General features: G+C 38.3%; 16 protein-coding genes. 12 read left to right on the forward strand and 4 right to left on the reverse strand.

Annotated elements, in window-relative coordinates; all coding sequences use genetic code 11:
- Positions 1-96 precede the first annotated feature (96 nt).
- From PL8927_RS13695 to PL8927_RS13705, 3 genes are read left to right on the forward strand one after another with little or no spacing between them, the layout of a single operon-like run.
- Entirely contained in the window at positions 97-486 is a 390-nt protein-coding gene (locus tag PL8927_RS13695) for a response regulator (RefSeq protein WP_083622401.1), read from the forward strand.
- 58 nt (positions 487-544) lie between these two features.
- Positions 545-2,488 (forward strand): response regulator, encoded by a 1,944-nt coding sequence (locus tag PL8927_RS13700; RefSeq protein ID WP_083622404.1) that lies wholly within the window; start codon positions 545-547, stop codon positions 2,486-2,488.
- Positions 2,472-3,911 carry a diguanylate cyclase domain-containing protein gene (locus PL8927_RS13705; RefSeq protein WP_083622406.1) on the forward strand — a complete coding sequence of 480 codons (1,440 nt, stop codon included), beginning with the start codon at positions 2,472-2,474 and terminating at the stop codon, positions 3,909-3,911. Before PL8927_RS13700 ends, PL8927_RS13705 begins: the two co-directional genes overlap by 17 nt.
- Here the strand turns inward: PL8927_RS13705 and PL8927_RS13710 are convergent.
- Positions 3,895-4,917: a cysteine hydrolase family protein gene (locus PL8927_RS13710; protein ID WP_083622409.1), complete on the reverse strand. Its 1,023-nt coding sequence runs from the start codon at positions 4,915-4,917 to the stop codon at positions 3,895-3,897. The two genes, PL8927_RS13705 and PL8927_RS13710, sit on opposite strands and share 17 nt — an antisense overlap.
- 281 nt (positions 4,918-5,198) lie before the next feature.
- Here PL8927_RS13710 and PL8927_RS13715 point away from each other — a divergent pair, with 281 nt between their 5' ends.
- The 7 genes from PL8927_RS13715 to secA all read left to right on the forward strand — a co-directional run bounded on the left by PL8927_RS13715 (position 5,199) and on the right by secA (position 16,031).
- Positions 5,199-6,920 carry a hypothetical protein gene (locus PL8927_RS13715; RefSeq protein WP_083622412.1) on the forward strand — a complete coding sequence of 574 codons (1,722 nt, stop codon included), beginning with the start codon at positions 5,199-5,201 and terminating at the stop codon, positions 6,918-6,920.
- A 73-nt stretch (positions 6,921-6,993) separates the two neighbouring features.
- Positions 6,994-8,271 (forward strand): ATP-grasp domain-containing protein, encoded by a 1,278-nt coding sequence (locus tag PL8927_RS13720; protein WP_083622414.1) that lies wholly within the window; start codon positions 6,994-6,996, stop codon positions 8,269-8,271.
- 121 nt (positions 8,272-8,392) lie between these two features.
- Complete coding sequence (locus PL8927_RS13725) at positions 8,393-9,424, forward strand: sulfotransferase domain-containing protein (RefSeq protein ID WP_083622417.1); 1,032 nt, start codon at positions 8,393-8,395, stop codon at positions 9,422-9,424.
- Positions 9,425-9,478: 54 nt separating this feature from the next.
- Positions 9,479-10,246 (forward strand): sulfite exporter TauE/SafE family protein, encoded by a 768-nt coding sequence (locus PL8927_RS13730; protein ID WP_083622420.1) that lies wholly within the window; start codon positions 9,479-9,481, stop codon positions 10,244-10,246.
- A 62-nt stretch (positions 10,247-10,308) separates the two neighbouring features.
- Positions 10,309-11,145: a DUF3050 domain-containing protein gene (locus PL8927_RS13735; protein WP_083622423.1), complete on the forward strand. Its 837-nt coding sequence runs from the start codon at positions 10,309-10,311 to the stop codon at positions 11,143-11,145.
- Between the two features lie 195 nt (positions 11,146-11,340).
- Complete coding sequence (locus PL8927_RS13740) at positions 11,341-13,110, forward strand: ABC transporter ATP-binding protein (protein WP_083622426.1); 1,770 nt, start codon at positions 11,341-11,343, stop codon at positions 13,108-13,110.
- A 137-nt stretch (positions 13,111-13,247) separates the two neighbouring features.
- On the forward strand, positions 13,248-16,031 hold the full coding sequence (secA, locus tag PL8927_RS13745; protein WP_083622429.1) for a preprotein translocase subunit SecA: 2,784 nt from the start codon (positions 13,248-13,250) through the stop codon (positions 16,029-16,031).
- A gap of 224 nt (positions 16,032-16,255) precedes the next feature.
- Here secA and PL8927_RS13750 read toward each other — a convergent pair whose 3' ends face one another.
- Both PL8927_RS13750 and PL8927_RS13755 read right to left on the reverse strand, forming a co-directional pair.
- On the reverse strand, positions 16,256-16,942 hold the full coding sequence (locus PL8927_RS13750; protein ID WP_083622432.1) for a manganese catalase family protein: 687 nt from the start codon (positions 16,940-16,942) through the stop codon (positions 16,256-16,258).
- 209 nt (positions 16,943-17,151) lie between these two features.
- Positions 17,152-17,337, reverse strand: a complete 186-nt coding sequence (locus tag PL8927_RS13755) for a hypothetical protein (protein WP_083622435.1) — start codon at positions 17,335-17,337, stop codon at positions 17,152-17,154.
- A 375-nt stretch (positions 17,338-17,712) separates the two neighbouring features.
- Here PL8927_RS13755 and PL8927_RS13760 point away from each other — a divergent pair, with 375 nt between their 5' ends.
- Together PL8927_RS13760 and PL8927_RS13765 are read left to right on the forward strand one after the other, a co-directional pair.
- Complete coding sequence (locus PL8927_RS13760) at positions 17,713-23,103, forward strand: trifunctional serine/threonine-protein kinase/ATP-binding protein/sensor histidine kinase (RefSeq protein WP_083622438.1); 5,391 nt, start codon at positions 17,713-17,715, stop codon at positions 23,101-23,103.
- Between the two features lie 63 nt (positions 23,104-23,166).
- Positions 23,167-23,376 (forward strand): hypothetical protein, encoded by a 210-nt coding sequence (locus tag PL8927_RS13765; protein WP_083622441.1) that lies wholly within the window; start codon positions 23,167-23,169, stop codon positions 23,374-23,376.
- On the opposite strand, the gene PL8927_RS13770 is transcribed toward PL8927_RS13765, so the two are convergent.
- The gene (locus PL8927_RS13770; protein ID WP_083622444.1) at positions 23,371-23,964 is read right to left on the reverse strand and encodes a DUF6658 family protein; all 594 of its coding nucleotides are present in this window, start codon (positions 23,962-23,964) and stop codon (positions 23,371-23,373) included. The genes PL8927_RS13765 and PL8927_RS13770 overlap by 6 nt on opposite strands.
- Positions 23,965-24,274 lie beyond the last annotated feature (310 nt).

The raw sequence follows: 24,274 nt of genomic DNA on the forward strand, positions 1-24,274 counted from the left end.
TTAGACAATAAAATTTATGTTAAAATTAATAAAATCTGATCCTAAAGCAGGAATTAATATCCTAGAATTTAGTTAAAATCAGGTACAGGAGCGGCGATGGTAGAAAAGGCAATTCTCTGTGTTGATGATGAACAGTTTATCTTGGAAAGTATCCTCGAACAACTGAAACGGCGATTTGGAAATGAGTATATCTATGAAGGAGCAGAAAGTGCTCCCGAAGCCTTAGATATTCTGGAAGATTTACAAGAGGAGGCAATTGAAGTATTAATTATTGTTTCTGATTGGTTAATGCCTGAAATGCGAGGGGATGAATTTTTAATTGAAGTCCATCGTCGGTTTCCTAAAATTATTAAAGTCATGTTAACTGGACAAGCCGACGAAGAAGCGATACAACGGGCGGAAAAATTTGCTAATTTATATCGTTGTATTTATAAACCTTGGACGGAAGAAGAATTAGCACAAACCATTGCCTCAGCCTTGGGATAAGCACAGAAATTTTCCTGTTTTTATTTGTTTTATTCATCTCGATTATAACCTCAAAATAATGGATCAACAACTGGCAATTTTATGTGTAGATGATGAACCCGTAATTTTAGAAAGTCTTAAAGAACAACTCAAACGTCATCTTCCTGAACATTATGAATTAGAATCGGCAGAAAGTGGGGAAGAAGCCTTAGAAGTAATTGCCGAATTACATCAGGAAGGGTTGGAAGTGGCGTTAGTAATTTCTGATCAAATTATGCCCGGTTTACAAGGGGATGAGTTATTAATTAAAATTCATCAACATTATCCCCAAATGTTAAAAATTATGCTCACAGGACAGGCCGATATTCAATCCGTTGGTAATGTGGTGAACCAAGCCAGTCTCTATCGTTATATTAGCAAACCTTGGGATGAAACCGACCTGATTTTAACCGTTCAAGAGGCATTGCGATGCTATACTCAAGAGCAGAAACTTTTAGAACAAAATCAAAAATTACAAGAACTTAATATACAATTACAACAGTTAAATATTTCTCTGGAACAAAAAGTAGCAGAACGAACAGTGCAATTAGAACAAGCGAAACAAGCGGCTGAAGTTGCTAACCAAGCTAAAAGTACCTTTTTAGCTAATATGAGTCATGAATTGCGATCGCCTTTGAATGCGATTTTAGGTTTTGCTCAACTGATGAATCGAAGTACAAGCCTTTCTCCTGAACATCAAGAACAAGTTGAGATTATTTTACACAGTGGAGAACATTTATTAAATTTAATTAACCAACTTTTAGATTTAGCTAAAATTGAAGCCGGGAAAATTACTCTGAATGAAGCTAATTTTGATCTCTATCATCTGCTTCAGGATTTAGAGGATATGTTTTCTCTCAAAGCCCAAAATCAGAACTTAGCCTTAACCTTTACCTGCTTGGAAACCGTTCCTCAATATATCTGTACGGATGAAATTAAACTTCGTCAAATTTTAATTAATTTGCTCAATAACGCCCTAAAATTTACCCCAGAAGGAGGAGTTTCTGTAACTGTCAATTGTGAACAAATTGAACCGCCACAAGTCCGACTCATTTTTGCAGTTAAAGATACAGGAGTAGGAATTTCCCCTGAAGAAATTAATCAATTATTTGAGGCTTTTAGTCAAACTCAAATGGGACGAAAATCTAATGAAGGAACGGGGTTAGGTTTATCAATTAGTCAAAAATTTGTACATTTAATGGGAGGTAAAATTCAAGTCGATTCCCAAAGGGGAAGGGGGACAATATTTAGCTTTGATATTCAGGCAAAATCCCTTAAAAATACTCATTTATCAAGTCAATTTTCTCAAAAGCGAGTCATGGGTTTAGCTCCGAATCAACCCGCCTATAAAATATTAATTGTTGATGATAAATTTTCCAATCGTAAATTATTAATCCAATTGCTGAAACCCTTAAAATTACAATTAAAAGAAGCCTCGAATGGTCAAGAAGCCGTGGAAATTTGGCAGGAGTGGGAACCCGATTTGATTTTAATGGATATGATTATGCCGATTCTGAATGGTTATGAAGCGACGAAACAAATTAAAAGTAGCTTAAAAGAACGTGTTCCGGTGATCATTGCCATTACTGCTAGTGTTTTAGAAGAACAAAAAGTGCAGGTACTCTCTATGGGTTGTGATGATTTTGTTAGGAAACCCTTTCAGGAATTTCAGATTTTTGAGATGATAGAAAAATATCTAGGTCTTGAATATATTTACTCGGAGGAAACCCCCCTAAACCTTTTAAATCCGTCAAACTATGTTCTCAGCGATGAAAGTTTTAAGGGAATGTCCTCTGAATGGATAGATGAACTTTATCAAGCGAGTCTTGACTTAGATTATGATTTAGTTTTAGATTTGATTCAAGAAATTCCCTCGGAACAAGCTGATCTGTCTCAAGCGTTAATGGATTTAGTCTGTAATTATAGAGTTGATCAAATTTTTAACTTAATTGAACAAATAAAGATTCATGAATATTCGACCTAAAAAAGAACAACCGGGTGGTATTTTAATTATAGACGATAAACTTGAGAACTTAAAGGTTTTATCAGAAATTCTCAAGCAACAAGGCTATAAAATTCGTCAAGCTGTCAATGGAATATCGGCGTTAAGAGCCATACAATCTTTTCCCCCTGATTTAATTTTATTAGATATCAAAATGCCCGAAATGGATGGGTATGAAGTTTGTCAAAAACTGAAACAAGATGCTCAGACTCAGGAAATTCCGATTATTTTTATTAGTGCTTTAAATGAAGTCTGGGATAAGGTAAAAGCCTTTCAAGTAGGCGGAGTCGATTATATTAGTAAACCGTTTCAAGTGGAAGAAGTAATTGCCAGAATTGAAACGCAGTTAATTATTCAAAGACAGAAAAGACAGTTACAAGCAGAAATAGAATACCGTCAAGCACAGGAAGAACGGTTAAAAGTCGAAATTCAACACCGTCTAGCCAAAGAACAACAATTAAAAGAAGAAATTATCCGGCGCAAAGAAACTGAAGAAATTTTATATCAATCTCGCGCTTTAATTCAAAGTGTTTTAAATACTTCAATGGATGGAATTGCTGCTTTTCAGGCTGTCCGAGACACATTAACAGGACAAATTATTGATTTTCGCTGTTTAGTTGTAAATCCAATTATTAGCCAAATTTTAAACAAAGATCGCTCTAATTTAATGGGTAAAATTATTTTAAAAAGATTATTAAAAAAAATAGATGTCACCCTATTTGAAAAGTTCGTTCACTTGGTAGAAACTGGAATTCCTTTAATTGATGATATTTTTTATCGAGGCAAAAATACTCAAGGTTGGTATCATTTTATTGCTGTGAAGTTAGGGGACGGATTTTCGATTGCTATTCGAGATATTACCGAACGAAAACAGATAGAACTTGATTTATCTCGTTGGGCTAAATTAGATGGGTTAACCGGAGTTGCAAACCGTCATTATTTTGATCAATTTTTAAATCAAGAATGGCTGAGAAATCAACAGGAAAAACAACCGATTTCCTTAATTTTATGTGATGTTGATTATTTCAAAGCCTATAACGATACCTATGGTCATTTAGAAGGAGATGATTGTTTAAAAAAAGTGGCTAAAGCCATTGAGCAAGTAGTTCAACGTCCAGGGAATTTACTCGCTCGTTATGGGGGTGAAGAATTTGTTATTATTCTCACCCAAACTAATCTTTTAGAAGCACTGCAAATTGCCACAGAAATTCAAGCTTCTATTCAAGCGTTAAATATTCCCCATGCTCAATCTCAAGTCAGTGATTTACTCACAATAAGTTTAGGAATATCGAGTTTAATTCCTACAAAAGAAAACTCAATTCAAGTATTAATTAAAGGAGCAGATGAAGCCCTATATGAAGCCAAACAAAAAGGCAGAAATCGCATTATTACGAAAGTAAACTAAAAGATTGAATCATCTGCATCCCTGCTGCGACGAACCGTTGAAATGCGCTATTAGCTTGTTCTGTATAATCCACAATACCAGGGATCACCACCGGAGAGGTACAATCTTCTAATAAATAAACCTTTTGAGCTAAATTAGAATCTCTGGCTTGAATTTCTGTTAATAAATTATCAACCGTCCAAGCCACACAATGACTTTTGGCTTGACCCGCAATCAAAATTCGATCAAATGTTAATATCTTTTCAATTAATGCTATATTTTTAGGCGAGATCATATTTCCTTCAACATCTTCTAAAACTTCCGGTTGCAAAACCGAATAATTTTCTGTTAAGGGATGATTACCTTTGATCTCAAATTGAACTTGAGAACACCGAGATATTGTATGAAAAAATAAAGCTTCTTCAACGGCTGAAACTAACCCATGACCGATCCCCCCTAACATCGAATGATAGGGCCATATCGTCAAGGGATATTGACCTTTTGCCGCTAAGGTTTGGGCATAATATAAAGCGTGTTTTTCTAGGGTTTTATAATTTCCTGCGGTAATACTATTGGCTACTTTTGGATTAACTTTCCAGATCTGATTTTGAATATCCTCAACCGAAATTAAAGTTGCAGGTGTGGGATGTTCCCCTTGTTGATTAATCCAAAAAATCGGATGAAAAATTTGCAACGCCGTATGAGTATCCATCGTGGCAACAATCTGAGTGATTTGGTTTAAATTCCGATAGATAAACTCACATAATCTAATATTATCTTCTACTGCACCGTTTCCTGATCTTCCACCAACAAATAATTCAAACTCAGGAATACAAAAAGTGTTTTGAACATCAATTAAAATTAAACAAGTTTTAAGCTGATCTTGACTCGCAGGTTGAATTCCATACTGTTTTGCCCATTGTTCCGCTTCATCAGCCCGAATTTGATAGGGAACACGCCAAACTTCCCCGACTCGCTGCGGTTGAAAATGGGGAGGAATGGGTAAACTATTGAATGCTGCTTTCATTAGTGATCCGTTAGGTGGGAAATGAAACTTTATTATAAAATAAAAGATAATGATAGTTTTCCTGAAATATATTGAGCTATAAATGAAAGGTGAATTCTGATGATTAGGTTTCTTAATTTTTTCTTAACCCATTAATATTAACAAAAATTAACATAATTTTGAATTGGTAAAATACTTCATCCGTATAATTAAATAATTAAATCAGGATATTCGCCAAAACTTTTTGGCTTGATGATCAATTAATTATCCACCCTAACGATAAAAAAATAAAGGTGAAAACGATGCCAACAACCACTGAGATCAAAAGTCCCAGAACTGCTGAAAATGATTTACAGGGAGGGAACCCACACGGAGCCGATCCCAGCGAGGCAAATCTGAGTAATGAAATATTAACCGATCAATTGCCTCCAGAATTGCTGAGTGCTTATCGAGGCATGACTCAAAGCGCATCTCTGTTGTATGGAGTTCCTAATATTTGGGAATCCTCAGAAGTTCAGTACGATCCGGCTCGATCTGTTCCTGACTCTGTACGACGGTATAACACCCCTGACAAACAGCGAACCCAAAAGCTTGCGATCGCAATTCATGATATTTGTAAGGAGTTCGCTACAAAACCGCAAGTATCAGTTGAGGATGAAGGCGGTGAATTTTTGCTCAAAGGATTCCTATATTTGCAAATTCTGATTAAATCAATTACTGCTACTGATTTTATTCTGGGTCTAGGTGGAAAAGCAATAGTTGAACGGGGGGCTCAACGCTCAGAGCGCAAAGGTGAACTGAGCGCCATTTTGCAAAAAATACAAGTAAGCGAATCTAGTTTGGACTGGACAGATCTCAGCAATGATGAACGTTTTTTAATGGCGGCTCTTTCCGTTTTTGCCCTAAAAGGTAGTGATAAAACCATAGAAGAAATTAACCGAACCGTTGACCCCGTGCATCTGCCATTAGAATTAGCAAAACGCTTATCAATTTTAGAAGTAAACCTCAAGCAAGGCGATTGTTTTCTAGGTTCTGGAAGTCAACTTCTGGCTAGTATTACTCGTTATCCAGAATTCCAAAATCAAATGCAGCAGGTTTGTCGTCTAACATCGATTCATATTTCCCAAGGACTGCGGAAGGAACTATTTTTACCAGAGGAAATCATGATTCCTGATCCTTCAACACTGCGGATGGCCGCAGATGTACTTGGTATTAGTCCCAGCATTAACCTCTCTCAAGCTGATCAAGAAACAAAACGACACATTTTTACAGAAGTTATTCAACGCTTAGGTAGCCTTGATCAAGCCGTTGCACGGGTGATGAAGCTAATTACAAATGAATTTTGTGATGATTTTACCGTGATGCAACGAACAAAGAATCGTCCCTGGCAAGTCGGTGATACGATTATGGGTTTTGCTTGTATTTTAGGAGTACCTTGGCGCATTGACTCCTACTGTGCGGCGGTTGATCCGGCTAAAATTAAAGCGGGTGATTTAAAAATGATTCCTGTTGAGGCTAATAAAGCCCCTGAACAGATTTGGCAACGCCGACCCGAAGATTTACAGGATTCGTTACAAGATGGTGATAGCCAACGTTTAGCCGTCTTGCGCGAACGCCAAGCCTGTATTCGACTGGAGCAGAAAATCAAGTTGGAGGGTGTAGCTCCCACAGCACTTAATGATGAAGAACTGAGTTTACTGCAATCAGCCGCAAAGCGTTATCAAAGTCGATTGTGGGTTTATAATCAGGGTGCTGTTGCTGCCGGAAAGCAGACTTCCATCAATGGACTCAACCTGATTTTTAATGCCTCTTTCGATGCCACTGGGGATATCAACAACCAACCTCACGCCATCTCAGGAATACAAAGTGGTATCCGAATTCCCTTTGGTAATATTGGCAATATTCGCTTCTGGAATGAGGCTCGGCGTCCTGAATGCGAAATGGGCTTAGGACATATCCCCATTACCAAGGCTTACACCTTGATCATTCACGAACTTTATCAAGCTGCAACGGTTGACGGTTGATTGTTGACAGTTGGCGGTTGACGGTTGACGGTTGACTGTTAACCGCCCTTAAAGATAGTTACCCTCAAGAATAATGACTCAAAAATACATTCTCTATATTGGAACCCGCTCTGTCAATTTAGAAAGGGATGCAGAAATTAATGCGGCTCGTAATAACGGACTGGATATTGTTTTAGCAGATAGTGCGATCGCAGATTACAAAGCTTATGAGTTAACCCATTTAATTCAAACACCCCTCACGGATGAGGATCAAGCATTTAACGATATCTTGGCTTATGTTAAACAGCATGATCTTCAAATCGCAGGGGTGATCGGATGGACTGATCCCATTGTTGCTTTGGTAGCGAGATTATCAGCAGCCTTGGGTCTTCCGGGTACCTCCCCAGATCTAGCCCATAATGTTCGTAATAAAGCGAATACCCGTCGCCTTTTTGAGCAATATCTCCCAGAAGCTAACCCAGTTTTTGCGATTGTAAATGATAAAAATAGCATCTGGGATGCTATTGAAAAAGTTGGTTTTCCCTGTGTTTTAAAGCCGCCAGGTTCTTCTTTTGGACGGGGGATTTTTAAAATTCGTTCTGCTGAAGAAGCCGAACAACAGATTGCTAATTTTTATCGAACTGTTCGACCTGAAAATGATCCAACTTATGGCTTTTATCAACATGAGTTTATTGTCGAACAAGAACTGATTGGAAGTGAACACTCCGTTGCGGGTATGGTTGTTAATGGTCAGCCGATTATTCTTTCAATTGTTGATAAAGAAAACGACTTGACGCTTCCAATTCAGTATCAAAATATTACGCCATCTTTATTATCCACTGAAATTCAATACAAAATTGTTGAGATGGCAAAACAGGCTATTCCCTTAACCGGAATTAATTGGTGTGGATTTCACATTGACATGATGGTTGTTAACGATCAACCTAAAATTTTAGAGATTGGCGGTAGGTTAGGAGGTGAATGTATTAACTCTCATCTGATTCCCCTGTCTAATCCTGCTTTAAATCCCTACGATTGCATCATGGAAGTGATTCAAGGACAGAATCCCTTTACAAAAGATGAGTATTATCAAGATACCATGTTTAGAGCGGGGTTAAGAGCATTACTTCCACTCCAACCGGGATGTATTTCTTCTATTAATGGCATTGATGCAATTAAAACCCATCCCTGTTTTCGAGAATTTACGCAATTACGTTACGTTGGAGATCAAGTTTATTTACCTGCTGAAAAGTTTAACAGTTATGTCCTTGGATATGTTGTTGCCCAATGTGAGCAAACGCAAGACATTGGAGAGATTCTTGAAGCGATCGCCGATCTTTTGGATGTAAAAGTTATTCCACCTGGAGCTTAACACTTGAAAGACAGAAACAGAAACGTCCGTAAACAACATTTAGTATGACAGGGGAAAATTTGTCATTCTGAGTGAAACGAAGAATCTCTAAATTTAGTATTCTATTAGGATTAACACCAAAATGGAGCAAATTGTTGGCTTAACGCCCACCCTAATTCATTTAAAAAAACCGCATCCGTTAGTGCAATGGTGCGATTTGAGTAATATCGTTTTCTCCGACCCATTTTTTAATCAAACAATAGCCCGTTGTCTTCGTGAAGATCCCAGCCGTTTACGGTTTCAAACTCAGTTAGACGCACTGGCTGATTTATATGAAATTAACCCAGGTTTGAAACCCACTGGATTTATTTTTCATATCTCAAAATGTGGTTCAACTTTGGTTTCTCAAAACCTCTCTAAATTACCTCAGAATCTGGTCATTTCTGAACCCGCCCCGATGAATTCAATTTTGATCACCGATTTGGTTGGTATCTCTGAAGAAGACAGAATTAAGTGGTTAAAATTACTCGTTAGTGCGTTAGGACAACAGCGACGGGAGACGGAAACCAACTACTTTATTAAATTCAAAAGTTGGAATATTAGGAAACTCAGCTTAATCAAAAAAGCATTCCCAGATGTTAAGTGGGTTTTCGTTTATCGTAACCCAGTTGAAGTCATGGTTTCAGTGCTGAAAGCACCTGCGGAATGGATGGATCTTAAGAGTAACAATGTTACCGATGATCCGATCTGGACAGATCTTAAAAATACCCCTGGAATTTGTGAAAGTATCACGGGTTTTTCTGCATCGGAAATTGAACAGATGACCTCTGAGGAATACTGTGCTAGGATGTTAGCTAGTTTTTGCCAAATTGCTCTCCATAACGCAGATCACAATACTTTAATGCTGAACTATAATCAGCTACCAGAGGCTACATGGTCTTCTGTTTTAGACTTTTTTCAAGTTAATTTTTCCGAGGAAGAAAAAGAGCGGATGCGTGACACATCACAGCTTTACTCAAAAGATCCAACAAAGAAAAGGGTTTTTGTTAATGATAGTGAAGCCAAGCAAAAACAATGTTCAAAGGAAGTTCAGGAAATGACAAACCAGTGGTTAGATGAATTGTACAAAAACCTTGAATTATACCGATTAGGATTGTATTCCCAACAGACTTAATTGTGGAAGAGGGCGAGAAAACCTCGCCCCTACAGTAGTCGGGTTTCATAAGCCATGAGTTTTATCCAAGCTGGTCTTCTGTTTCTAATTGGCTGCGTCTGTGGCGTTTTGAATTCGATTGCGGGGGGTGGTGGCATCATTATTTTTCCCACACTGATCTTAGCAGGTCTACCCGCTATCACTGCCAACGCCACAGGGACAATCATTTCCTTACCCGGTCATCTCGTTGCTGCTGTTGCTTACCGCCAAGAATTGCAGAGGGAGAAGTCACTTTGCGGGCTCTTGATTAGTGTCGGTCTGCTGGGTGGTGCCTTGGGTGCCCTATTGCTTCTCTGGCTTCCAGCCAACCGTTTCGACCAACTCGTCCCCTATTTGTTACTGGTGGCCATGTTGCTGTTTAGCTTCAATGACACAATTACAGCGCGAGTGTTAGCAAACTCCAAAGAAACCAACCCAGACCAAAGGAAAAATTGGCTGAAAGTGGCAATTCTACAGTTTATTGTAGCAATTTATGGAGGATTTTATGGCTTGGGTATCAGCTTCTTAATCCTTGCGACCTTACAAATTCTGGGGGTGAAGGATATACAGTTAATCAACGGCCTAAAACTTCTGCTGATTAGCTGTATTTATAGTTTAGCCACAGCTATATTTATTAGGTCTGGAATCGTCGCTTGGGAGCAAGGACTCGTCATGATGGCTGGAACAATAATCGGGGGTTACATGGGGGCTAAATATGCTCGTCAGCTACAGCCAAAATTAATGAAACAGTTGATAACAATTATTGGTTATTCAATAACTTGCTATTTTTTTATGCGACCCTAAGCATTGACCTGATATAATCAGGTGAGTTTTAAATGTTGAACTAACTAAAGGTTCATTGATCAATGAGTCATTTAACAAATTCCGAAAATCCTGTGATTCAAGATACATCTATTCCCCCAGAAATAGATCCCTACTTGCAACTGACTGAAGAACTTTCTCCCCTGCGTAACGCGCTGATAAACCATCCAGTATATGAACAACTCAATGATGTTTTAGCGGTGCGTATTTTTATGGAATCCCATATTTTTGCTGTTTGGGATTTTATGTCACTGATCAAAACATTGCAACGTCGATTAACCTGTATTGATGTTCCTTGGCTTCCTCCTAAAGATATTCTTTCCGCTCGGATGGTTAACGAAATTGTACTACTTGAAGAAACAGATGAACCCATCCCAGGGGAATACATTAGCCATTTTGATCTTTACCTAGCGGCGATGGCAGAAATTGGAGCGAATACAAATCCAATTCGGTCTTTTATTCTTTCTCTTGAGCAAGGTTGCTCTGTTGAACAAGCTATAGCACCTTTACTGATACCCGAATCAACAAAAGAGTTTGTTTTGTATACTTTACAAACAACAACCCTATCTAATCACGAAATTGCTGCTGCTTTTCTACTCGGTCGAGAGGATATTATTCCCGCTATGTTTAGACGGATTATCACCTATTTTGAGAGTTCCAATGCTCTCAGTTGTAATTCGTTACGTCTTTATCTTGAGCGTCATACCTTTCTCGATGAAGACCAACACATCCCGATGGGAAAAAAACTGCTCAAAAATCTTTGTGGTCGTGATCCTTTGATGTGGAAGCAAGCTATAAATTCTGCTCACAGTGCCCTTAACGCACGCTATTCTCTTTGGAGTGGGGTATCTCAATTGATTCAAGCAACATCAATCAAATGATCCCCCCTAACCCCCCTTAACAAGGGGGGAACAGGAAATCAAAGTCCCCCTTTTTAAGGGGGATTTAGGGGGATCTAATCTCGGCTGTAATCAGGGGTTTTCGGCTGAAGTTGACACCTATGGGTTTCCTCGCCCTCTTCTTAGCTTAAGTCCTGAAGGATTTCTATTTCAACAGTCTATTTCTTAATAATTGTAATGTCTAAAATAATTCATCCTTTAAAACGTCTTCTCCAGTATGCTCGTCCCTATCAAAAAACAATAGGGTTAGCAACAGTTTATTCAATTTTAAATAAAATCTTTGATTTAGCTCCTCCAGTATTAATTGGCTGGGCGGTTGATGTTGTCATTAACCCCAAAACTTCTTTTTTAGTCAACTGGGGAATTCAAGGAGCGTTTAATCAACTGTTAATTTTATCGATATTAAGTTTAATCATCTGGAGTTTAGAATCGGTTTTTGAATATGCGTATAAAATTCTCTGGCGGAATTTAGCCCAAACCTTACAACATGATTTAAGATTAGACGCTTATGGGCATTTACAAGAATTAGAATTAGCCTATTTTGAAGAACGCAGTAGCGGCAGTTTAATGTCGATTTTAAACGATGACATTAATCAATTAGAACGATTTTTAGATATTGGGGCGAATGAAATTATCCAAGTGATTACAACGGTAATTGTGATTGGAGCCGCTTTCTTTATTTTAGCACCCACTGTGGCATGGTGGGCAATGTTTCCGATGCCGTTTATTGTTTGGGGTTCGGTTTGGTTTCAAAAATTACTCGCCCCTCTTTATGCAGATGTTCGGGAAAAAGTGAGTTTACTGAATGGACAATTAGCGAATAATTTAGGCGGGATTACAACCATTAAAAGTTTCACAGCCGAAAACTATGAAAGTCAACGGATAAATTATCATAGTGAAGCCTATCGCCAAAGTAATAAACGGGCTATTACCTTATCTTCTGCTTATGTTCCCGTGATTAGAAGTTTAATTTTATTTGGATTTATTGCAACTCTATTATTAGGCGGTCTACAGGTTACTTCAGGACAGTTAGCCGTTGGAACCTATAGCGTTTTAGTGTTTATTACCCAACGGTTATTATGGCCGTTAACCCGGTTAGGCGATACCTTTGATCAATACCAACGGGCGATGGCTTCTATTAACCGAGTGATGAATTTATTAGATACACCAATTGAAATTCATCCGGGGGATATTGCCCTTTCGGTTGATTCAGTTCGCGGAGAAATAGAATTTAAAAATATCTATTTTTCCTATAAAAATCGCTATCCGGTGATTCAAGATTTATCCCTAAAAATTCCCGCCGGGAGAACTATTGCCATTGTCGGTTCTACGGGATCGGGAAAAAGTACCTTAGTTAAATTATTATTGCGATTGTATGAAATTAATGCCGGGGTAATTACCTTAGATGGTATTGAATTAAATCGTTTGAAATTAGAGGATTTACGGCAAGCTATTGGGTTAGTGAGTCAGGATGTTTTCTTGTTTCATGGAACCGTTGCTGATAATATTGGTTATGGAACCTTTGATGCGTCTTTAACCGAAATTATTGAAGCTGCTAAAGTAGCAGAAGCCGATGAATTTATTAACGATTTACCATCAGGATATGATACAATAGTTGGAGAACGGGGTCAGAAATTATCCGGCGGACAACGACAACGCATTGCGATCGCTAGAGCCGTGTTAAAAAATCCTCCGATTCTCATCTTAGATGAAGCCACTTCTGCGGTGGATAATGAAACCGAAGCCGCCATTCAACGTTCCTTAGAAAAAATTACCAAAAACCGGACAACAATTGCCATTGCTCATCGCCTTTCAACGGTTAGAAATGCCGATTGTATTTATGTAATGGAACACGGTAAATTAATCGAATCAGGAACCCATGAAAACCTCTTAGAACAACCGGGTATTTATGCGGGTTTATGGCGGGTGCAGTCCGGTTTAAATTAGGCTGTGTGGAACAGGCATCTTGCCTGTTAACCTGTTAATTAGGGTATCAAGTTAACAATACCGAACCAGGGAATGCTAGAATAAACAATGATTTATTCAAACTCTATAAATTTTCGTAACCATATCCTGTTCTTGCCATGTTAAAAGCTCTGTTGGGTGATCCGAATGCGCGTAAACTTAAAAAATATCAGCCTCTTGTCACGGATATCAGCATTTTAGAGGAAGAAATTCAAAGCCTCTCGGATGATCAGTTGCGGGCCAAGACAGGAGAATTTAAGGAAAAACTCGCTAAAGCTAGAAATCGAGACGACGAAAACCAAATCCTCGATGAAATTCTCCCCGACGCCTTTGCGGTAGTCCGAGAAGCCGGAAAACGAGTTTTGGGGATGCGACATTTTGATGTCCAACTCCTCGGCGGTATAATTCTACACACCGGGCAAATTGCCGAGATGAAAACGGGGGAAGGAAAAACCCTGGTTTCCACCCTTCCCGCCTATCTCAACGCCTTGGCTGGAAGAGGGGTGCACGTCATCACCGTTAACGATTATCTCGCTCGTCGGGACGCAGAATGGATGGGACAAATCCATCGCTTCCTGGGCCTGAGTGTGGGACTCATCCAGCAAGATATGAGTCCCGACCAACGCAAGAAAAACTACAACTGTGATATTACCTACGGGACAAACAGTGAAATGGGGTTTGACTACCTGCGCGACAACATGGCAACCTCAATGGATGAAGTTGTGCAGAGGGTGTTTAACTATTGCATTATTGACGAAGTAGACTCGGTTTTAGTCGATGAAGCTCGGACACCGTTAATTATTTCTGGTCAAGTTGAACGTCCGAGTCAAAAATATATGCGGGCGGCGGAAGTTGCTCAAATGATGGAAAAAGAAGAACATTATGAAGTCGATGAAAAAGGCCGTAATGTTCTGATGACCGATGAAGGATTTGCCAGAGCAGAAGAACTGTTTGGCGTTCAAGATTTATATGATCCTAATGATCCTTGGGCACACTTTGTTTTTAATGCCTTAAAAGCCAAAGAATTATTTATTAAAGACGTCAACTATATTATTGGCAATGGGGAAGTAATTATCGTTGATGAATTTACCGGGCGGGTAATGCCCGGTCGTCGTTGGAGTGACGGGTTACACCAAGCGATTGAAGCTAAAGAACGGGTCGAAATTCAACCGGAAACTCAAACTTTAGCGACGATTACTTATCAAAATTTCTTCCTATTATATCCCAAATTATCGGGGATGACCGGAACGGCAAAAACTGAAGAAGCGGAATTTGAACGCATCTATAATCTGCAAGTTACCATTATTCCGACAAACCGGATCACCGGCCGTCAAGATTTACCCGATGTCGTCTATAAAACTGAAGAAGGAAAATGGATTTCCATTGCTGAAGAATGCGCCGATTTACATAAAGAAGGTCGCCCGGTTTTAGTGGGAACAACTAGCGTTGAAAAGTCAGAAATTCTTTCTAATTTATTACAACAACGCAAAATTCCCCATAATTTATTAAACGCTAAACCGGAAAACGTAGAACGGGAATCGGAAATTATTGCCCAAGCTGGACGCAAAGGAGCGGTAACTATTTCAACTAACATGGCAGGACGGGGAACGGATATTATTTTAGGGGGGAATGCGGAATTTATGGGACGGCTAAAAATGCGCGAGTATTTGATGCCAAAAATTGTTAAACCTGATGATGAACGGGAATTAGCAGTAGTGGGTGTACCCGGTAGTCGTCGTCCGGCGGCGCAAGGGTTTGATATGAATAAAAAACCCAAAACCTGGAAAATAGCAACCCAATTATTCCCCACAGAATTATCGAAATCCACTGAACAAAAGCTTAAAGAAGCGGTTGATTTTGCCGTAGGGGTGCATGGAGAACGCAGCTTACCGGAATTACAAGCGGAGGATTTATTAGCTGTGGCGTCGGAAAAAGCCCCGACCTCTGATCCGGTAATTCAGAAATTCCGCGAAGTCTATAACCAGATTGTTAAAGAGTACGAAAACTTCAGTAAACGGGAACATAATGAGGTTGTAGAATTGGGGGGACTTCATGTTATTGGAACGGAGCGTCACGAGTCTCGACGCATTGACAATCAACTGCGGGGACGAGCCGGACGTCAAGGCGACCCCGGTTCAACGCGATTTTTCCTGAGTTTACAGGATAATTTATTACGAATTTTTGGAGGCGATCGCGTAGCCGGATTAATGGATGCGTTTAATGTGGATGAAGATATGCCCATTGAGTCTCGATTATTAACGCGATCGCTCGAAAATGCTCAACGAAAAGTTGAAACTTACTATTACGATATCCGTAAACAAGTCTTTGAATATGACGAGGTAATGAACAACCAACGGCGGGCAATTTATGCCGAACGTCGCCGGGTTTTAGAAGGGCAAGATTTGAAAGAACAAGTGATTAAATATGGGGAACAAACGATGGATGATATCGTAGAAGCCTATATTAATCCTGATTTACCTTCAGAAGAATGGGATTTAGAAAGTCTTGTTAGTAAATCGAAGGAATTTGTTTATCTTTTAGCCGATTTAACCGCCGATCAATTTGTGGATTTATCAGTGGATGAAATTAAAACCTTTCTCCATGAACAATTACGCAATGCTTATGATTTGAAAGAAAATCAAGTTAATCAAATTCGCGCCGGGTTAATGCGGGAAGCAGAACGCTTTTTTATTCTGCAACAAATTGATACTTTATGGCGGGAACATTTACAACAAATGGATGCCCTGCGTGAGTCCGTAGGCTTGCGGAGTTATGGACAAAAAGACCCCTTAATCGAATACAAGAGCGAGGGCTATGAATTGTTCTTAGATATGATGACGGATATTCGCCGAAATGTCATCTATTCCATGTTCCAATTTCAGCCTCAACCGATGACGGCTTAGGGTTTTGAGTCGGTTTTGGAATTTCTTCCGATTTTAATTTTTCACTTTTTTCTTGACATCCCCAAATAATCGTGTATATTTGAGGAGTGTGAGGAGTGAAGTCTGAAAAGAAAAAGCATCTGGGGTCGAAACTCGGCCAGACTCCCAGATGCTTTTTCTATTAATAATTCTGCCAAAAATGCTTAAAATTCGAGGGTTTTCAGCCAGCCAAAAGTCTGACAGAATTAATGACTGGCTTGGGGCTCAGGAATATATTGAAAATCGGGTTCCGAATTCCAAGGGCCGCGACTATCTTGACCGTTACTAGAGAGATTATAGTAAATATTAACCGTATCGTCAGGTTTAATATTTCCAAATAACGGATCAGTTAATTTCCCTAATGAATCTAAGGCTTTCATAAACATTTTGGTGTGGGAAATTTCACGGGTTAATAAATACACTAAGGTATCTTTTGTACCGGGGTCAGGAGCCAATTTAATTAACGCTTCATAGGTTTGTCGTGCCCCTGCTTCTGCCCCAATATTCGCCCGTAAATCTCGAACAACATCCCCACCTTCATTCACATAGGCGGCTGTCCAAGCTTGACCTTGAGAATCTAATAAATGGGGGCCCATTCCCCGGACTGTAAATAAGGTACTTTTAAAAGCTTCTGTTTGATCCACATTTTTGGTATGGGCTTCTATCAGTTTGCCCACCATTTCTAAATGCCCAAATTCTTCAAGGGCAATGTCTTGAAGCATATCTTTAATCCCGGCATTTTCCACATGAAATGATTGCACCCAATATTGCAATGCTGCCGTTAATTCACCCGTTGCACCCCCAAATTGTTCGAGAAGTAATTGGGCAAAACGAGGATTCGGCTCATCAATCTTGATTGCTTTTTCAATCGGTTCTTTCTTATGAAAAAACATGAAGTTCTCCTAGTAGAATCAGCCAATAAAACTCAGAAATCACATTAAAAATTGCTAAAATGTGTTCTATCTATGGAGTAGTGTATCAACTTCCTCTTGACCTAACCTCTGTCTCAATACCGAGTTAAATTTTTCCTGATTTATACCCAATGAAAGAGGATGGTTTGATCCATCATCCCTTGGTAATACGGTCTTGACAGGGGTGATTTTCAAGGCAAATCTCCGGGTTCAGAATTAGGTTTTCCTTCCTTCAAAACCATGAAAATTGAACCCCAAACATAAAAAATCCCGGTTACTAATAACAACAGCATTAAGGGGGCTAAACCCGCAAACGGAGTGATCACCAGCATTAATAACAAACTGAACATTAATAGAGGAAACGCTTGATTTTTCATCGGAATTTTTTATAAACTTCTAATCAGTTTGTCTGAAATTAATCCAATTCCCCTCTATCTATTGGAAGAATCCTGGTACAACTAGAGTTTGTTATAAATCTTAAATTTTATTAACTATTCTTTTTTATCATCCTCTTGTTTTTAATCTCTTTCTGCTCTCAAATCACGCTAGAATAGAAACAATCTGTTATGATCCTCATACTCCCTAGGATGATCCGTGCAACTATCAGGTTAATATAAGTTCAGTCCCTAAAATCACTCACAGAACCTAATCCTTTAAGGTGTAGCATCTCTCATGTCTGGGTTATATTGATCTTTTTATTTATCACTAAAGCTTAACAAACTCACCCTAAATCAGTGCATAAGGAAACCAATATGATTGCTTTGCCGGGATATCAAATTTTAGCACAAATCTATGAAAGTATTAACTCCGTTGTTTATCGAGCGATTCGAGAAAAAGACAACTTACCCGTAATTTTTAAAGTGCTCCAAGGCGACTTTCCGCCTCAATCTGATCTCCAGAAATATGAGCGAGAATATAAAATCCTGCGCCAGTTTAATTTAGACAGTGTGATTAAAGTTTATGAACTTCAAACCTATCAAAATACATTAGTCATGACCTTAGAAGATTTTGGCGGAGAATCGTTAAAAATCTTACTATCTACCCAAAAATTTACCCTTTTAGGATTTCTAACAATTGCGATTAAAATTGCTCAAGGATTACGAGAAATTCATGCAGCCAACTTAATCCATAAAGATATTAATCCCTCTAATATTGTTTTTAATCCTGCCACCGGACAAGTTAAACTGATTGATTTTAGCATTTCCAGTGGATTAACTCAAGAATCTTTACGCCTGCATCAGCCTCAAAATTTAGAAGGAACTCTCGCCTATATGTCTCCAGAACAAACGGGAAGGATGAACCGTTCTGTAGATTATCGGACAGATTTTTATTCCTTGGGAGCAACCTTTTATGAACTATTAACTCAACAGGTTCCTTTTCCTACCACAGATGCAATGGAAGTGGTACACGCTCACCTCGCTAAACAACCTGTTCCTCCCCATGAAATTAACCCTGAAATTCCCCCAATTATTTCTCAAATTGTGCTGAAATTACTCTCGAAAACTGCCGAAGAACGCTATCAAAGCGCCTGGGGATTAATTGCAGATTTAGAACAGAGTTTAAAACAAGTTCAAACCACAGGAACCGTCAGCAATTTTCCATTAGGAATGCAGGATATTTCTAATCAATTTAAAATTCCCAAAAAACTCTATGGTCGAGAAACTGAGATTGATGCCTTAATGCAAGCCTTTGACCGGGTGAGTCAAGGGAACATTGAAATGATGTTAATTGCCGGATATTCTGGCATTGGAAAATCAGTTTTAGTTCAAGAAATATCTAAATCAATTGTTAACAAAAAAGGCTATTTTGTTAGTGGAAAATTTGACCAATTTCAACGCAGTATTCCCTATTCTGCTTTAGTGAGTGCTTTTTCTGAACTCGCCAGATTAATCTTAAGCGAAAGTCAGCAGCAATTAGATCAATGGCGGGAAAAACTCTTAGGAGTTTTGGGGCCAAATGGACAAATTATTATTGATGTAATTCCCGAAATTGAACTGATTATCGGCCCTCAACAGACGGTATTAGAATTAGGTTCTGCGGAATCTCAAAACCGTTTTAATTTAGTCTTTCAAAACTTTATTCGTCTGTTTTGCCAAGCCGAACATCCTTTAGTAATTTTCTTGGATGATTTACAGTGGGCTGACTCAGCAACTCTGAAATTAATCAAATTAATGTTAATGGATGATTCCACCTCCTATTTATTTTTAATTGGTGCTTATCGAGATAATGAAGTCAGTCCCACCCATCCGTTAATGATGATGTTAGAGGGGCTAAAATCCGAGTCCTTTACCTCAGAAACCGAACCACAAGCTAATCGCTTAATTCATGAAATTCATTTAACGGCTTTAAATTTAGAGCAAGTTACTGAACTGGTGGCGGATACCTTACATAGCGATCGCAACACCGTTCTACCCTTAGCAGAATTAGTCATCAGAAAAACTCAAGGAAATCCATTTTTTGTGAATGAATTTCTCAAAACTCTATATCAAGAAAAACTCCTCCATTTTAATTCAGAACGCATTGCTTGGCAATGGAGTTTGGCAGAAATTCAAGCCCTCGATATTACCGATAATGTCGTTGAATTAATGATTGGAAAACTCCAGAAACTTCCCCAGGAAAGTCAACAAGTTTTACAATTAGTCGCCTGCGTTGGGAATCAATTTGATTTAAACACCTTATCGTTAATTTATGGCAAAGAATCCCTCGGCACTTTTCGAGATTTATTACCCGCTTTAAAAGAAGGTTTAATTAAACCTTTGTTCGATGCTGACAATTTAGAACCCGAACAAATTAATCCCTATTTAGTCTTAAATTATAAATTTCTCCATGATCGAGTCCAACAGGCTGCCTATTCCTTAATTGCTGACTCTCAAAAACAATTTGTTCACCTCACTATCGGTCGGCTATTACTAGCAAATACACCGCCTCAATATTGGTTAGAACGGGTTTTTGATTTAGTTGATCACCTCAATGTCGGTCGGTCTTTAATTACAGATGAACAAGAAAAATTGCAACTGGCAAGTTTAAATTTAGAAGCCGGAAAAAAAGCAAAAGATGCCACTGCTTATAGTGCCGCCCGGGAATATTTAATGGCAGGAATTGAAATTTTACCCGGTGAAATTTGGATTGAACATTATCCTTTAGCCTTTTCGCTATATCGAGAACAGGCAGAAGTTGAATACTTGAATGGGAATTTTGCTGAAAGTGAAACCCTAATTCAATTAATTTTAGAACAGTCTCAATCAATTTTAGAAAAAGCCGAAGTTTATAATCTTCTCCTGATTCAATATACCTTACAACTAAAGGATGAATCTGCCATCAATGCCGGGACAAAAGCCTTAGCTTTATTTGGGATAGAGTTACCCACAGAAAATCTACAAACGGTAATTCCCCAGGAATTAGAGTCTTTACAAAACTCCCTAAATATTAATAATTTATCTGCTTTATTGGATCAAAATTCAATTGTAGAACCCGATAAAAAAATTATTTTAAAATTACTCAATAATTTAGCACCTCCCGCCTATGTAAGTAATCCTAGTTTATGGACAGTTATTATTCTCAAAGGCGTAAAAGTTTCTATTGAATCAGGTTACACTTCAGAAGCCGGATTTTTCTATGCGACCTATGGAATTTTACTCGCCGCACTCTTTGGTCAATATCAAACTGCTTATGAGTTAGGTCAACTGGGATTAAAATTAAATAAAAAGTGGAATTATCCGATTTATAAAGTATCAGCATCCTTAATTAGTTGTCTCAACTATTGGTTAGAACCCCTTAAAAATTCAAACGTCTTGGGTCATGAGGGCTATCAATCCGCTTTAGAATCAGGAGATTTACAATATGCAGGTTATTTGTTAAATAATCAATCCTTGAATTTAATGGCGCAAGGGGTTAACCTGCCTAAATTCTTAGTTGAAGTTAAAAATTATTTGAAATTTGGCTATAAAACCGAAAATCATTTAGTGATTGATAGCTTAACGGGACTGCGAGGAATTCTGCTCAATTTAATCGGTGAAACTGCTAATTTAGTATCCTTTGATAGTCCCGAAATTACCGAATCTGATTATATTAATAATAGCCAACAAAAACAAAAATTCTATTCTCTGTGTCTTTATCAAATTTTAAAACTGCAAGTGTTATATTTATATGGAGAAGTCGAACTCGCCTTGGAATTAACCTGGGAAATAGAAAAATCTCTGCAATTTATTCAAGGTTTAATTTCGGTCACAGAATATTATTTTTATTCTTCGTTGGTTTTCATCGCCAATTTAGATCGAATTTCGGCATCGGAACAAGAACAATTTTTAGAAAAAGTTAAAACTAATCAAGAAAAATTCAAAACTTGGTCAGATAACTGTCCCGCAAATTTCTTGCATAAATATCTTTTAGTAGAAGCTGAAATCGCTCGATTTTCTCAACGTTCCTTTGAAGCAATTGATTTATATGAACAAGCCATTTCTACAGCCCAAGAAGCCGGATTTATTCAAAATGTTGCCTTAAGTCATGAACTAACTGCTAAGTTCTGGATGAATCACGATAAATTAAAATATGCTAATATTCACCTGCGAGAAGCTTATTATAGTTATCAACGTTGGGGTGCAATTCGTAAAGTCGAACAGTTAGAAACTCAATATGCTCAACTCAAACATTTAGCCTCTCTCAAACCTTCCTTATTTGAAGCGCAATCTATTACCCTAAATACCTCTCACGGTAGCCGTTTAGCTTTATTGGATTTAAGCACGGTGATTAAAGCGTCCCAAGCCATCTCGCGTGAAATTGTTTTAGAACGATTGTTAGCAAGCTTAATGAAAATTGTGATTGAAAATGCCGGGGCGCAAAAAGGGTTTTTAATTCTATATCAGGGGGAGCAATTAGTAATTGAAGCGGAAGCTTCAACGAATTTAGAAGACGTGATTGTACATCCCAAAATTCCGGTTGAAACCTGCAACTATTTACCCTTGACTGTAATTTATTATGTGGAACGAACAGGTCAAGATGTAGTGTTAATGAATGCCACACTGGAAGGACAGTTTACCCATGATATTTATATTAATACTCATCAAGTTAAATCGATTTTATGTACACCGATTATTAGTCAAGGCAAACTCTTAGGAATTTTATACTTAGAAAATAACTTAACGGCTGGAGCTTTTACTTCCGAACGAATTGAAGTTTTAAACTTACTTTCTTCTCAAGCTGCTGTTTCCTTAGAAAATGCCTTGTTATATGCCTCCGTTGAAAATAAAGTTCAAGACCGTACCCAAGAAATCAACGAGAAAAATTTACGTTTAGAACAAACTTTAAACCAATTGCAACATACCCAAGCCCAATTAATTCAAAGTGAAAAAATGTCTTCTTTAGGACAAATGGTAGCCGGAGTTGCCCATGAAATTAATAATCCTGTTAGTTTTATTTATGGTAATCTCACCCCCGCCAGTGAATATGTTCAAGATTTATTACGATTAATTCAAGTCTATCAACAAGAATATCCTCAACCTAATCCCTTAGTTGAAACCACAATTTCCGAGATTGATTTAGAGTTTTTAGTTGTAGATTTACAAAAACTATTAGTCTCGATGAAAGTAGGAGCCGAACGCATTCGTAATATTGTTTTAAGTCTGCGAAACTTCTCTCGTTTGGATGAAGCCGAGATGAAACCTGTAGATATTCATGAAGGCATTGATAGCACCTTAATGATTTTACAACCTCGACTCCGGGCTTCTACCCATAGTGCAGAAATTGAAATTATTAAAAACTATGGTCAACTGCCAAAAATTAACTGTTATGTGTCTCAATTGAATCAAGTTTTTATGAATATTATTAGTAATGGAATTGATGCTTTAGAACATCGTCGCCATCTGATGAATCAGGCTGATTTCCCCCCCACTATTATTATTTCTACTGACTTAATTGAGAATAGTAAAGTTCAAATTTCCATTTCCGATAATGGTTCCGGCATGAATTCAGATATTTTACAACGAATTTTTGATCCCTTTTTTACCACAAAACCCGTCGGTAGTGGGACGGGCTTAGGTCTATCGATTAGTTACTCAATTATCGTCGATCGTCATCAGGGCGAGATGAGTTGCAATTCTACGCCCAGCGAAGGCGCGGAATTTATCATCCTCATCCCAATCGATTAGAAATTTTGGGGACTGAACGTTGGCACTTGATGACACGGGTGTAAAAATTAAAATACAAAAACAATGGGAAAAAAAGTGATGAAATTTATCAACCGTGTCAACTTCAAAAAGGGTAAGTCAGTGTTTATGAAAAATCCCCAGCTTTTGGTTGACTGGGGAAAGCGCGAATTGAGAACGTGCGATAGTATTTATAATTTAACCGGACAAGATTTGCTGACACATCTACCTTTAGATAGATATGGCAACAAAGTTGATTGTTTGGCCAATTTATAGGGATTTATCGATCGCCCGTCCCGCATCTTCTGCTTTTTCTTGGAGGTGTTGAGCACCCTTAGAAGCCTGACGTTTAAGACCCATTGAGGTGTCTTCTGCCTGATTTTTGGCTGTATCTAGGGCATCTTTGGTGTTATTTTTGACGTTCCGCATACCTCGTTTGGTGCCTCCCATCCAATCGTCCGCGACTTCACTGGCAGACTCACCGACTCTTTCGGATAAATCTTTCACCCGTTCTGGCAAAGGCTTGCCATTTTTATAATTTTCGACGAATTCTTGAGGGTTGTTGACTTTATTGATATTAGATTTTGCACTATCAATTAATGCTTTAGCTTTGGCATCTGCTTTAGGGTTGGAGACGTCGGTATCGCTGTAAGGATACATTCCCCCTTTCTGTTTGTCTTGAACTGGGTGATAAAGTTCCTTTTTGTATCCTTGCGTTTCATTGTAACTCGCATTGTCAGACACCTGAGCAGTCGGAGTTTTATTACTACAAGCGGTACTGATCAATAGTAATACTCCAGCTAAAAAGACACCCATAATACTTTTTAGGGAAACTGAGCGCAGGGCTTCAATTAATTTCTTCATTTTTATTACTCCTAAACTAGCCTTAAAACAATTGAATTTGTTTTTATTACTCTCTTAGCTTAAAAAAAATCAAAGCTTTGAACCTCTAACTCAGGGATGAATTTTGATGAGTTCCTAAAATCCGATTCTACTCATTTCGGTTTAAATAAGATTAAAACCCGATTCTATCGAGTTTGTGTTAATCCAACTTATTTAATTAAGGGAAAAACGTAGAATTTGATGGATTTTATTTTTTTAAACATCTATCTAAAGTAATAATTGGGATGAAATTGACCTCAGATTTAGAGGCAACTCTGGGGTGATGTCTAGT

The sequence above is a fragment of the Planktothrix serta PCC 8927 genome, from assembly GCF_900010725.2.
Classification (GTDB): domain Bacteria; phylum Cyanobacteriota; class Cyanobacteriia; order Cyanobacteriales; family Microcoleaceae; genus Planktothrix; species Planktothrix serta.